Origin of the sequence: Nodularia chucula CCY0103 (assembly GCF_963923915.1) — a bacterium.
Taxonomy (GTDB): domain Bacteria; phylum Cyanobacteriota; class Cyanobacteriia; order Cyanobacteriales; family Nostocaceae; genus Nodularia; species Nodularia chucula.
The window spans coordinates 1-14,450 of record NZ_CAWUOL010000016.1 but is presented as its reverse complement, the minus strand read 5'-3'; the positions used below and the strand labels follow the sequence as shown (position 1 = coordinate 14,450).

7 protein-coding genes are annotated in these 14,450 nt (G+C 42.3%); 4 read left to right on the top strand and 3 right to left on the bottom strand.

Features of this window, described 5'->3' with window-relative positions; translation table 11 throughout:
• Nucleotides 1-37: 37 nt before the first annotated feature.
• The 4 genes from ACM0OP_RS07075 (at nucleotide 38) to ACM0OP_RS07060 (ending at nucleotide 6,791) form a co-directional block, all read left to right on the top strand.
• On the top strand, nucleotides 38-2,599 hold the full coding sequence (locus tag ACM0OP_RS07075) for a TonB-dependent siderophore receptor (protein ID WP_414527693.1): 2,562 nt from the start codon (nucleotides 38-40) through the stop codon (nucleotides 2,597-2,599).
• Entirely contained in the window at nucleotides 2,520-3,596 is a 1,077-nt protein-coding gene (locus tag ACM0OP_RS07070; RefSeq protein ID WP_414527692.1) for an iron-siderophore ABC transporter substrate-binding protein, read from the top strand. The genes ACM0OP_RS07075 and ACM0OP_RS07070 overlap by 80 nt, the downstream gene beginning before the upstream one ends.
• Nucleotides 3,597-3,631: 35 nt before the next feature.
• Nucleotides 3,632-5,422, top strand: coding sequence for an ABC transporter ATP-binding protein (locus tag ACM0OP_RS07065; RefSeq protein WP_414527691.1), 1,791 nt, complete (start codon nucleotides 3,632-3,634; stop codon nucleotides 5,420-5,422).
• A 223-nt stretch (nucleotides 5,423-5,645) separates the two neighbouring features.
• On the top strand, nucleotides 5,646-6,791 hold the full coding sequence (locus ACM0OP_RS07060; RefSeq protein ID WP_414527690.1) for a baeRF3 domain-containing protein: 1,146 nt from the start codon (nucleotides 5,646-5,648) through the stop codon (nucleotides 6,789-6,791).
• Here ACM0OP_RS07060 and ACM0OP_RS07055 read toward each other — a convergent pair.
• The 3 genes from ACM0OP_RS07055 to ACM0OP_RS07045 form a co-directional block, all read right to left on the bottom strand.
• Complete coding sequence (locus tag ACM0OP_RS07055) at nucleotides 6,785-9,154, bottom strand: putative PEP-binding protein (RefSeq protein WP_414527689.1); 2,370 nt, start codon at nucleotides 9,152-9,154, stop codon at nucleotides 6,785-6,787. The genes ACM0OP_RS07060 and ACM0OP_RS07055 overlap by 7 nt on opposite strands.
• A 703-nt stretch (nucleotides 9,155-9,857) precedes the next feature.
• Nucleotides 9,858-11,003, bottom strand: coding sequence for a DNA replication/repair protein RecF (gene recF / locus ACM0OP_RS07050; RefSeq protein WP_414527688.1), 1,146 nt, complete (start codon nucleotides 11,001-11,003; stop codon nucleotides 9,858-9,860).
• A 130-nt stretch (nucleotides 11,004-11,133) separates the two neighbouring features.
• Entirely contained in the window at nucleotides 11,134-13,992 is a 2,859-nt protein-coding gene (locus ACM0OP_RS07045; RefSeq protein ID WP_414527687.1) for a cation-translocating P-type ATPase, read from the bottom strand.
• Nucleotides 13,993-14,450: the final 458 nt, after the last annotated feature.

Below are 14,450 nucleotides of genomic sequence, written 5' to 3'. Positions count from 1 at the left end.
AGCAGTGGTGTCAAATTATTGCTGGTTGAAAGTCTTGATGCTTGGTTCTGTCTGGGGATTAGTTGCTTTGCCAGCTGGGGCGGAAACAAGTTTAGACCGTATTAATCCTGATCTCAATAGGTCTGTGGCAACTGCGGCTAAAAGTAGTCAAAAAATCCCTCATTTAAACGAAGTTAAGCGCCCAGCGACTACAGTTAAACAGTGGCTTGCCCAAGGAATAATTCAGGTAACGGGTGTAAAACTAGGGCAAACAGACAAGGAACTAGAAGTAATTTTAGAGACTACAGGTTCAGATCAGTTGCAGCCTGTAAGTAAGAGTGAAGGTAATAATTTTATTGTAGATATTCCTAATAGTCAGTTAAATTTGCCCTCTGGTAGTGAGTTTCGTCAAGAAAATCCTGCTGATGGAATCACTGCTGTGACTGTAACTAATATCGATGCCAATACTATCCGGGTGATAGTCACAGGTGAGACGAGTTTGCCCAAGGTTGAATTATTTGATAGCGACGAGGGTTTAATTTTTGGAGTGACACCTGAGATAACGGCTATGCAGCCACCAGAAACACCACCAGAAGAAGCATCAGAGCAGCAGGATGAGCCAATCGAGTTGGTGGTGACGGGGGAACGGGATAGTTATCGCGTACCAGATACCTCAGTGGGAACCAGAACCGATACACCACTGCGGGATATTCCCCAATCGATTCAAGTTATACCGCAAGAGGTGCTGCGCGATCAAAATGTGACCCGTCAAGAAGAAGCTCTGAGAAATGTTAGTGGTGTGGTTACGGGAAGTCCTCCCTACCTTGAACGGAGTTTCTACCGAATTCGCGGTTTTTTTCTCCCAAATTCTGCAGGTAATAATCTGATAAATGGCATACCTGACTTCGTGGGTGGTGATTCATCTGGGTTTTCCAATGTTGAAAGAGTAGAAGTCCTTAAAGGTCCGGCCTCCGTTTTATTTGGGCAGGGCAGTCCCGGTGGAACCATCAATTTCGTCACAAAACAGCCCTTACGTGAACCGTTCTATGAGATCAATGCAACAATTGGCAACTATGATTTCTACCAAGGTGGAATTGATTTGTCTGGTCTACTAGACAATCGTGGCAATGTTCTATACCGATTAAATACATCCTATAGAAATGCTGGTAGTTCTATTGATCTCATAAAAGATAGAAATTTTCAGATAGCTCCTGTCTTGAGTTGGGCGATTAGTGATAGAACAAAGTTGACCCTCGAAGGCGATTATGTCAACGATAGTGTTGTTCCCCCAACGGGTGTGCCAGCTCTTGGATCTGTACTTTTTAATCCTAATGGGAAAATATCACCTAACCGCAACTATAACGAGTCTAACGCCATTCAACAAGTGAATCTTGGTCGAATTGGATATAAATTAGAGCATCAGTTCAGTGATACATGGTCACTACGTAATGCGTTTTTTGCATCATTTTTTGACTTAGATGTATCCAACCTTGCTGTGCCAACTGGTCTACAGCCTGACAATCGAACCTTAAATCGTCGATTACTGAACACAACACGCGATAATACTTCTTACGTACTTGCATCGGATGTAACTGGGAAATTTTCAACTGGATCAATTGAACACCAGTTAACAATTGGATTTGATTTTAACGATTTTTCCAATAGAGATACCGTCACTGCAATAGCTAGCTCACCGATTGATATATTCAACCCTGTTTTTGGACGGCCAATTGATTCTAATCCTGCCTTGGAGTTTGATGGTGGTACTAACAGAATAGCACTAGGAATTTATGCTCAAGATCAGATTACAGTAGCAGAAAATTTGAAGCTATTACTAGGTATACGTTTTGATACGTTCAATCAGACAGTAGAGAATCGAGTAGGTGGTACGGAACAAAATCAATCGGAAAATGCCTTTAGTCCTCGTGTTGGTATAGTTTATCAACCCATTCCACCGATTTCCCTTTATGCCAGCTACAGCCAATCTTTTTCTCCTGTTGATGGGCGCAGTTTTGAAAACGCACAATTTCAACCAGAAAGAGGTACACAATATGAAGTTGGGGTAAAAGCAGATTTAACTGACAGATTATCTGCAACACTTGCATTTTACGATCTACTCCTCTCCAATGTTTTAACTGACGATCCAGTCAATCCTGACTTTTCTATTCAAACAGGCAAACAACGTAGCAGAGGTATAGAGATGAATCTGTCAGGTGCAATCTTACCAGGATGGAATATCATTACTGGCTATGCTTACACTGATGCTCGCATTGAAGAAGATAATGCTCTGCCTGTAGGAAATCGACTTTCTAATGTACCAAAACATTCTTTCAACTTGTGGACAACCTATGAAATTCAAGCGGGTAATTTAAAGGGACTGGGTTTTGGGTTAGGGCTTTTTTATGTTGGTGAACGTCAAGGTGATTTGGGAAATTCCTTTGAGATACCTAGCTATTTACGGACAGATGCCGCCATATTTTACAAACAAGATAATTGGAGAGCAGCGCTCAATGTCAGGAATCTATTCGGGGTAGACTACTTTGAAAGTTCTTTCAATCGAAATCGGCTTTTTGCTGGAGAAGACCTTACAATTCAAGGTACGATTTCTTGGCAATTCTAACAGTCAAGGAAAGAGACGAAGATACATAAGCCGCTTCGTCACTTGGCTATCTTTGGGCGTGATGGGACTTTTGCTTGTCACAGCCTGTACTCCTAAAGATAGCCACAACATTCAAATACCTATTGAATCGGGTATTGCAGAGTGCCATTCCTTTCAGCACGTTATGGGTGAAACTTGTATTCCTACTGCCCCAAAACGTATCATTACATTATCTGCCTTAACTCTCAATAATGCCCTTCTTCTAGGAGTAAAGCCCCTTGGCAGCACTCATTTTCTAGACGATCATAAGTTACTTATCAGCAATGGCATAGAATATTTGGGGCCTTCTCAACCTAATCTAGAGAAGATATCCTTGCTTAAGCCAGATTTGATTTTAGGCTGGGAACGCCTTGACAAGAGTGTTTACCCCTTACTTTCAAAAATTGCTCCTACCGTGTTGGGAAAGTTTAAAGAACCTCTCGATTGGTCAAAGCACTTTGATTTTGTCGCTCAGGTTTTAGGCAAGGAAAAAGAAGCTAAAGAAGCGTGGCAGAATTACTACAAAAAAATTGAAACCTTGAAAATAGCTTTGGGCATTGACGCGGCTTCTCTAAAGGAGAATGGCTACCAGGGACAAAAAATTTCATTTATCCACATACATTCTGGTAATCGTGGTGTTGGGAGTGATGTAAAAAACTCGTTTGCTGGTTCTATTCTAGATGCTGTTGGCTTACAGCGTCCAACAGCACAGAATATTAATGCTCCCTATGGACAGCTGAGTATTTCTGACGAGGAATTAGAGAAGGCTGATGGAGACGTGCTATTTGTTTCTATATTTGGAAATAATGCCAAAGAAGCTTTTGCAAGAATTCAGAAAAGACCCCTTTGGAAACGCCTTAATGCAGTTCAGAAAAATCATGTTTATTTAGTTGATCCCAACACCTGGACTGGTTCAAGTTTAACTGCGGCAAATGCTGTCCTTGATGATCTCTACAAATACCTCGTCAACACACCTTAAGTAAAAACATAAAATTTCCATTTTCAACTATTACAATGACATCAAAAGTTGGCCTAGTAGTAAATAAACTTCCTCCCCTCCAACGCTTACTTAATTATGGAGAAAAATATCGCCCACAAATTTATCAAGCTACAACCTATTCTATTATCAATACAATTTTAGATTTAGCACCACCTTGGTTAATCGGTGTCGCTGTAGATATATTAGTCCAACAGCAAGATTCTTTTATTGCCAAATTGGGAATTACAGAAGTCTTATGGCAATTTGCTCTACTTTCATTAATTACCGCTATTGTTTGGATATTTGAATCACTTTCTGAGTATGCCTATAATAGACTTTGGCGAAACCTAGCCCAAAATATTCAACATAATTTACGCTTAGATGCCTACAATCATTTACAAGAATTAGAATCAGCTTATTTTGAAGATAGTAGTACAGGCGGTTTGATGTCTATTCTCGGTGATGATATCAACCAGCTTGAAAGCTTTTTAAATGGGGGAGCTAATGAAATTATCCAAGTCACAACTTCATTTATAATTTTAATCGGTGGTGCATTCTTCATTTTACCTCTCAATATCACCTTAGCAGCAATGCTACCAATGCCATTTATTCTCTGGGGTTCATTAATATATCAAAAGCGACTTGAACCTCGTTATGCTGATGTTAGGGAAAAGGTAAGTTTTCTAAATTCTCGGTTAGCTAATAATATTAGCGGTATTACCACAATTAAAAGTTTCACAGCCGAAAAATATGAAAGTGCCAGATTAGCAACAGAAAGCGAAGCTTATAAAAAAAGTAATGCCAAAGCAATTAAACTTTCTGTGGCTTTTGTGCCTGTAATTAGAATGTTGGTTTTAGTTGGGTTTACGGCTTTATTATTTCTGGGAGGTATGGCAGCGTATTCTGGTAGGATATCTATCGGTAATTATAGTGTTTTATTAGTTTTAGTTCAAAGATTATTGTGGCCATTGGTATTTTTAGGAGAAACTTTTGACCGCTATCAACGGGCGATGGCTTCCACAAAACGAGTGATGGATTTGTTAGATACTCCCATCCAAATTATTACGGGAGATATGCCTTTAGTTGTTGAGGAAGTACAGGGAGAAGTTGAGTTTAAAAATATTACTTTTGCTTATGGAAATAGTGGAACCATAATTAAGGATTTATCTTTACATATTCCTGCGGGAAAAACTATTGCAGTTGTTGGTTCTACTGGTTCCGGTAAAAGCACTTTAGTCAAACTATTGTTGCGTTTTTATGATGTTTCGGCGGGAAAAATTACCATTGATGGCATTGATATTCACAAGTTGAATTTATCTGATTTACGTCGCAGCATTGGTTTAGTGAGTCAAGATGTATTTTTATTTCATGGTACAGTGGCAGAAAATATCGCCTACGGTACTTTTGACGCTACTAATGCAGCAATTATTCATGCAGCGAAAATTGCTGAGGCACATGATTTTATTATGCAGTTATCCCAAGGTTATGAAACCATAGTTGGGGAAAGAGGACAAAAGTTATCTGGGGGACAACGCCAACGGATAGCTATAGCTAGAGCAGTGGTAAAAAATCCGCCGATTTTGATTTTGGATGAGGCGACATCTGCGGTAGATAATGAGACGGAAGCGGCAATTCAACGCTCTTTAGATAAGATTACTGTAAATCGGACTACCATTGCGATTGCACATCGTCTTTCCACAATTCGCCATAGTCATTGTATTTACGTGATGGATCATGGTCAAATTCTAGAACAGGGTCGGCATGAGGACTTACTAGAGCTTGATGGGATGTATGCAAGTTTATGGCGTGTACAATCTGGAAATTAGAATTTCTAGCATCAGTTCTCAGTCCTTTATCAAGGACAGGGGGCTGCTTACTATAGCCGAAAAACGATAAGCTATTCAGATATAGAACCATCTATTTATCTATCTATCTAAAGAATGGTGTCTATAGCAAGTAATTTTTAGTCAAAAGCAAGATGAAATTGCCTCAAACTTCCTGTGAAATGAAACTACATAGTTTAGTTTTTATTTATAGGAGTTCAATGATATGACAATATTATCCCATGATGAACTGAAAATTTTAGTTAATAATTCCCAAACTCCTTGTGTTTCTTTGTATATGCCTACACAAAAAGCAGGTACAGAAACTCGACAAAACCCAATTCGGTTGAAAAACTTAATTCGTGAAGCTGAGGAACGTTTGGATGCAATGGGGATGCGCCACACTGAGGTGATTGATTTTCTGCAACCTGCTCACGAACTTGATAAAACAGATTTTTGGCAAAACCAAGGGGAGGGATTAGCAATTTTTATTTCTCCCCAGATGTTTCGCTATTACCGCGTACCAATGGAGGTTCCAGAATTGGTAGTTGTGAGCAATCGTTTTCATCTGAAGCCATTGCTGCATTTAATTAACAATGATGGCAAGTTTTATCTTTTAGCTCTGAGTCAAAAGGATATCAGATTTTTTGAGGGAACAGCCTACAGCCTGAGTGAGATGGAAGTAGAAAATATGCCTCGGAATATGGATGAAGCTCTCGTAGAAGAGAATATTCAAAAGGGGGTGCAACATCGTGTTGGTGGTAATGCGTCGCAACAACCGGGGGATGTTCATGGTCAAGGAAGTCCCGACCAAGATCAACATCAAGTCAAGATTTTACAGTTTTTTCACATTGTTGATCGGGCAGTACATGAGAAAATCCGGGGGGATAATGCGCCTTTAATATTGACTGGAGTTGATTATCTATTCCCGATTTATCAAGGGGCAAATACCTATGCTTATTTAATTGAACCAGGTATTAGTGGTAATCCAGAAGTTATGAAGCCAGAGGAGTTACATAAACTGGCTTGGCCAATTGTCGCACCTTTGTTTGAGCAAAATCAGCAGTCAGCAATGGCGCTTTATCAGCAACTGGCTGGTACTGGGACAACTTCTAGTGATATTAAAGAAATTGTCTCAGCGACTTATTGTCAAAGGGTTGATTCTATGTTTGTGCCTGTAAATATGCAAATTTGGGGAAAATTTGATCCAGATACGATGAATGTAGATTTACATTCAGAACCAGAGCCAGATGATGAAGATATGTTAGATTTGGCAGCTATGCAAACTTTGATTAATGGTGGCAAAGTCTACACGGTTGAGTCAGAAAAAATGCCTGATAGTACACCAGTAGCGGCTATTTTCCGTTATTGATCATCTCTGGGAGGGGCTACGCCTATTTGCTTTCTGGCTGCTGCTAAAATGAGGCGTTTTTCAGCACGGGCGATCGCCTGATAAGTCCTTTCCACTGCTTCGGGTTCCACGGAAATAGAGGTAATACCCCATTGCACTAATTGATCGATGATTTCTGGATAAATTGCTGGTGCTTGACCGCAGATTGAACAAGGTATCCCCGCAGTTTTCGCCATTTGGATTAGTTGGGCGATCGCACCCATTACCGCCGGATGACGTTCGTTTAATACTGTGGTAATCTGTCCTTGTTCTCGATCTACACCTAGTAGTAATTGGGTGAGGTCATTTGTGCCAATGGAAATCCCGGCTACACCTGCTTTGACATATTCTGGTAGCAAAAATAGTACACTGGGAACTTCCGCCATCATCCACAATTGAAACTGCGGTACTTGAGTTAAACCGGCTTGCTCCACCTTGTCCCGACAAAAAGCAAACTCAGGGACACTGCGAACAAAAGGCAACAATAAATTAACATTACTGTACCCTGCTTGCTGCACATTAGCTAAAGCCTGGAGTTCCAACTCAAACACTGCGGGATTGCATACATAACTAAATGTCCCGCGATCGCCTAAAGGTGAATTAGGCACAGAAGAGGCATGAGATGATGGTAACTCATAGGATAGGGAAAGGCTGCTGGTAGGCGATCGCCAATCTAAAGAACGATAAAATACTGGTCGAGGTGCAAAAGCACGAGCAAATAAGAGAATCTGCTCAGACCATTTTTCTAACAACTCTGCTTGACGACCACTAACCACCCAACTATGAGGATGTTGTCCTTCCAGGATACCGAGTAACATTAATTCCGAACGCAACAATCCCACTCCATCCACAGGTAAACTTTGCACCTGCTCTATTAATCTCGGCTGACTGAGATTAACTAACAATTCAGTCGCAATCATAGGTAAGCCAGAATTGATGATGGTCTGAGGCGATGGGGGGATTCTTGGTTCGGGGGAACTGAGTCCTAAACTGTCTTCTGCTGCTGTTTTTTCGGCTCTGATGCGATAAACTTCTCCTCTCTGGCCATCTATCAGTAGGCGATCGCCATCTTGAATCAACAATGTCGCATCTGCTGCATTAACTACTGCTGGGATACCTAATTCTCTCGCCAAAATTGCCCCATGACTAGTCAATCCTCCCTGCTCCGTAATAATACCAGCAACTTCTTGTAATAAAGGCAACCAATCCGGCGTAATATTTGGTACTACTAAAATTATATTTTTATGTATTTGTGCGGGTTTATGTTCCGCATTGGTAATGACATGGGCTTTTGCTGTCACACGTCCCCCTGATGCTCCTAGACCTCGGAGAAAGTTTAAATGGGGAATTGCAGATTGTGGAGAACTGACTTGAGTGAGGTAAAGATGAGAGTCAGGGTTTTTTTCAGAGACAGTCCATTTAATGGTAAATTTATCACCTATTTCACTCACAAGTTGTTTTCCCAGAGTGATAATTTGTTGCAGATATTCTTCTGGTAAAGAGTATTCCTTTTGTTGGGCTTCTGCAAGTACATAGGTCACAATATCACGATGATCTGCTGTTAAGGATAACCGGGATGAGTTTACAGTTGCGCCATCATCAAAGCCATAAGCCAACATTTTATTTCCTAAATGACGGTCTAATACTACCCCGGTTTCCGGTTGAATGTAATAGACATCTGGTAAGACATCACCTTGAGAAAGTGCGATTCCTAATCCCTTAGTCGCCTGTATCGTCCACCCAGTAGAATTAACATGAAGAACACCGCTTGCGATCGCATTCTCAGCAGGTTGTACTAAAACCGCTAAATTAATTTGTTGAAGGCTAAGTCCCGCTCGTCGCCAATAGAGTAAACTTTTGGCTCTAAATAACTGACTCCAGGTGCGTTTCAATGCTAAGGCGATCGCTTCCTCATCACAACGACAAAAAACCGCATCCAACAACCCAGAAGTATTTCCCACACTGGGGGAAATAGCCGATAACACCAAACTAGGGCGCAAAATCAGATAACTACTTTGCCATTCTCTCGCTGCGGTAAAAATCTGATTCACCCATTGAGGCGATACTGTCCCAGTGATAATTTCCTGACGCAAGCGACCCGCTACCTGCTGAAGTTGTCGCCAATTAGAGACATCTAAGTGCAGAGAAGAATAAGGTAAATCCGCCACTAAAGCCGAGTTACTATTGAGACTGGTAAGAAATTTCCGCAAGACTGCGGCCGAAAGGACAAAACCCGGTACTACCGGATACCCACGCTGCATGATTTTACTCAAGTAGAATGCCTTATCACCTACCTGAGAGTGGTCTTGCAGTTTAATTTGGTCAAGCCAATAGAGTTTATCCACTCAATTTCTTAGTTATCTGTTGTCTATTTGTCACTATAATTTTCTCCTCTTGGTATATTTTCAGAAATTGTTTACTGAAAACCTGCCATGAAGATTTTTGGCAATTTATAGCTGGGGACTGGGGAATGGGGACTGGGGACTGGGTACTAGGAAATTTCCCCCCCTCCCCCTACCTCTTGGTTTGTCCTAAACTTGTTGGCGGTTGCTATACATGAAATTACGGAAATAACAGTAATTTCTGAGAAGCTAGGGTTCTTTTAATTATCCAGTAAATCCAGTTCCCCTCCTCGCTTGCGGGGAGGGGCTAGGGGTGGGGTCTGATTGTATGTACACCTTCCGCGCTAATAATTATCGCTGCATTTCTATCTCAGTCATGGTCAGTACCACAATGGGGACAAGTCCATTTACGGAGATCCAACGGCATCTCACTCACTTTAGTGTAATGATAGGTAATAGCATTTTTCTCTAACTCATAATTGTTAAACACCTACTACCTTACACCGGATGATTCGCTGAATCTCATATTTAGGTTATCTCTATAGTTTTAAGGGAACAGGGAACAGGGAACAGGGAACGTCCTAATTACCTTGGCGATTGCTATAAGAGTTCTATTTGAATTTTGAACAATTATAAAAATCGTTTTCCCACTCCCCACACCTCCCACACCTCCCACACTCCCCACACTCCCCACACTCCCCACTCCCTACTCCCTACTCCCCACTCCCGATATTTCCCCTGACTTGACATAAAGAATTTGCGAAGAATTTAACCACTGGGCATCAAAAGAACTGAGGTGAGTGGTTGTAATTAGGGTTTGAAAACGGTCTTGAATGGCATCGAGTAATTGATTTTGACGAAATGGGTCTAATTCAGCGAGAACATCATCTAGTAATAGCAGGGGTGGCTCTTGGACGACTTGTTCAATTAGTTGTAATTCGGCTAATTTTAGGGCTAATACTAAAGTCCGTTGTTGCCCTTGGGAACCATATTGACGAGCCGGGGTTTGATTAATGATTAATTCTACTTCGTCGCGGTGGGGTCCCACGAGGGTAGTACCTCGGTAGAGTTCGGCAGCAGACCGTTGTTGAATTTTCTCTAAAAAGGCTTGCTGGATATCTTCAGAATGGGTGTCTACCAAAGCTACACTAGGCAGATAATTAATTTTCAGAACTTCTGTACTACCGCTAATACTAGCGTGCCAAGCAGCAGCAATGGGAGCGAGTCTTTGAATGGCGCGATCTCGTCTTCTAATTACCTTTGTACCAGTGGTAACTAATTGAGCATCCCAGAGAGCCAATGTTGAGAGAGGATTAACCCCTTCTGTGCTGGTGGAAGCAGCAGCCTGAGCCTTCTTTAAAACAGCGTTGCGTTGGCGTAAAACTTGGTTGTATTGCTGCAAAATGTGAGCATAAACTGGTTCGAGTTGAATTAACAGTGTATCTAGCCAATTCCGACGGACATCAGGGCCACCGCGTACCAAGTCTAAATCCAAGCTAGAAAACTGCACAGCATTGAGTACACCCAAAAAATCCATTTGTCGGCGCACAGATTCGCCATTAATCGCCACACTGCGGCGACCATTCCGGCGGAGAGTTAAAGCCAGATCATTAACTCCATTTTCTCGTTCCAGGGTGGCATTAATTTGAGCTATATCTTGTCCTTCTTGAATAAAATCACGATCGCGCCCCATGCGATGCGATCGCAATGTCGCCAGCAATTCCACCCCCTCCAACAAATTAGATTTTCCCTGAGCATTATTACCCACCAGAATTGTTTTAGCAGCAGTAAAATCAACCTTCTGGTTTTGGTAATTCCGAAATTGTCTCAGGTGGAGGTTTTTTAAGTACATGGGGAATGGGGAGTGGGGAGTGGGGAGTGGGGAGTGTGGGAAGTGTGGGGAGTGTGGGGAGTGTGGGTATTAGAAACTAAAAATCTTTCCCTCTGCACCCTGCACCCCCGCCTCTTCTCCCCTGCGTCTTTTAGACAGTAGTTCTACCTGTCAGGCGGAAGAAAAGTTTTTCTAATTCAATCCAGACAAACATTAAAGCACTGAAACCACAACAAATAGCCAATTCTGTGGGAGGTAGAAAATGAGTACCAAAGAAAGCCCGGAGGGATGGGACGTAAATTAGCATGAGTTGCAAAATTGTGGTGACAACTACAGCCCCCAAGACAAACATATTAGAGAAGGGATTCATCTCTATAGTTAATTTGTTATTGGAACGAATGGCGATCGCATGACCCATCTGTGCTAGACACAAAGAAGTGAATACCATCGTCTTCCACCTTTCCGGGTCAAGTCCTTCCACCAATATCTGGCAATGATTGTATGCCCATACCATCAAAATAATGCTAATTACGGCGAAAACTATACCTATGCGAATAATGTAGGAACCTAACCCCCTAGCAAAAATACTTTCACGGGGACTAAAAGGCGGACGCTTCATCACATCTGGTTCCGGTGGTTCCACAGCTAAGGCCAAAGCTGGTAAACCGTCTGTTACCAAGTTCATCCAGAGAATTTGTAATGGTGTCAGGGGAACCCCTCCCAGTCCTAAAAGCGGTGCTGAGGCAATGGTGAGAACTTCGCCTACATTACTACCGAGAATATACTTAATGAAACGGCGAATATTAGTATAAACGACTCTACCTTCTTTCGTCGCCGCCACAATGGTAGTAAAGTTGTCATCCAGTAGCACCATATCACTGGCTTCTTTACTCACATCCGTACCAGTAATCCCCATAGCAATCCCGATATCAGCTTGTTTCAGGGCTGGGGCATCATTAACACCATCGCCGGTCATGGCTACAAATCTTCCCCGACGTTGTAAAGCTTGCACAATCCGCAGTTTGTGTTCTGGGGCGACTCTGGCGTAAATGCTTACGAGGTCAACTTGTTGCTCTAACTCCTGGTCAGTCATCTTCTGCAATTCTTGACCTGTAAGAACTCTATCACCTGCTTGAGCTATTCCCAAATCAATGGCGATCGCCTGTGCAGTCAGCTGATGATCTCCTGTAATCATAATTGGGCGGATTCCCGCATTCCGAGACTCCTGCACTGCTGCCCTAACCTCTGGACGTGGGGCATCTAACATTCCCACCAAGCCCAACCAAACCAAATTTACCTCATATTCATCATCTGCCCCGGCTTCGGGAATTTCTAGCAGGGGTCTGTAAGCCAAACCTAGCACCCGCAACCCAAGACTTGCCATGCGGTCATTTTCCGCCAAAATTTTCTGGCGTTGTTCGTCGGTCAATGAAGCAGAATCATTACCTAAATGAATTTGAGTACAACGTGCCAAAGTTAACTCTGGCGAACCTTTGGTAAACATTAAATAAGGTTGGGACTCAATAAACCCCGCAATTAGTGGGTCAACAGCCCTTAAAGATGCTTCACCTGTGGCGACTTCCTCTACCTGACAAATAACACTCATCCGCTTGCGTTCTGAGTCAAAGGGAAATTCGCTGACGCGGGGTAATTTACTACTCCATTGGTCTTTTTCAATTCCGGCTTTTCCCGCCACAGTTACCAAAGCGCCTTCTGTGGGGTCTCCTAAAATTGCCCATTCTCCTTGTTCTTTTTGCAGTACCGAATCATTACACACAGCACTAGCAAGCAGCAAAGCCGAAATTTCGGGATAATCTTCTACAAGAATGGTTTGACTATCTAATTGAAAATCACCTGTAGGTGTGTAACCTTGTCCGGTAACGCGAAAAACATGGTTATTGGTATAAACTAACTGCACCACCATTTTATTTTGGGTCAATGTGCCAGTTTTATCAGAACATATCGTAGTTACAGAACCTAATGTTTCTACTGCTGGGAGCTTGCGAATCAAAGCATTGTGGCGTACCATGCGCTGAGTTCCCAATGCCAAGGTAACGGTGATTACAGCTGGTAGACCTTCTGGAACTACTGCTACCGCCATACTCAAGGAAACTTCTAAAAGTTCTCGCAAATTATCGAAGCCTCTGGCTTGAATGATACCGCCCACCACAACTATGGCCACAAGAACTAAAGAACTTGTAACTAGGACATTACCTAGCTGAGTCATGCGTTGCTGCAAAGGTGTCGGCTCATTATCCACGGATTGCAACAGGGTGGCAATTTTACCAAGTTCTGTTGTCATCGCCGTGTTAGTAACTAGAACCTTGGCGCGTCCTTGCACGACTTCTGTTCCTTGAAAGACTGAATTGAGGCGATCGCCCAATGATGTTTCTGTGGGTAAGATTAAATTAGCCTGCTTACTAACAGCCTCAGCTTCACCTGTAAGTGCCGATTCCCGCACTTGTAAATTAGATTGTTCAATTAACCTACCATCAGCCGCTATTTGCATCCCCGCTTCCAGCAGCATCACATCCCCAGGTACAAGTTCCTTGGCGGCTATCTCCATTAATTTCCCGCTACGCACCACTCGCACTAAAGGAGAGGTAAGCTTTTTTAATGCTGCTAAAGCTTTTTCGGCACGAACTTCTTGGACATAGCCAAGGATGCCATTGAGAATCACAATTGCCATAATTGCGATCGTATCTTTGAATGGTACTTCCCCAGGCGCAAATTCTCCAGCTTGCCAAGCCAGAAAGTCTAAAAAACCAGAAATGAACGCCACAGCAATCAGCATCAATAACATAATGTTTTTGAACTGATCTAGCAAAATTTCCCAAGAACTGCGACCAGGGTTTTCTGTGAGTTCGTTATCACCGTATTTTTGCCAACGTTCTCTTACGTCTGCGGGTGTTAAGCCACTGTCTGCGTTACTATTAAGCAGGTCTAGTGCTTGATTAACTTCTAAATTATGCCAGAGGACAGTATCTTGAGGACCAGAATTAGCAGACATTGTATATGTCACAGGAAATGGTTACAAAATCTGATCATAATTTAGGGATGACTGTCATAGCATCCACTAAAGTTAAATTTAGAATTTTTCCCCAACCCTAAGATTTGTTACTATCGTCCAGGTGTTAGGACATGGGACAATTCTAAAACCCATTCACAGCCTGTCTTTCATTCAATGTAGTAATCCTTATGACTAATTGCTTATGTATATTTACATAAATAAAAGTAATATTAGGAACTGTTCATTAGTGCTTACACAAAATAATGAAAAAACAAACCACATAAAGCCTTCGGCATAGCTTCGCTTACCGCGCAGCGTATGCCCCCAGGGCGCTAGGACACAAAGTACACGAAGTCAAGAGGTTTCAGAGAGTTTTTGCGTAAGTCCTATATATTTTACCCAGTACCCAGTCCCCAGTCCCCAGTCCCCAGTCCCCAGTCCCCAGTCCCCAGTCCCCA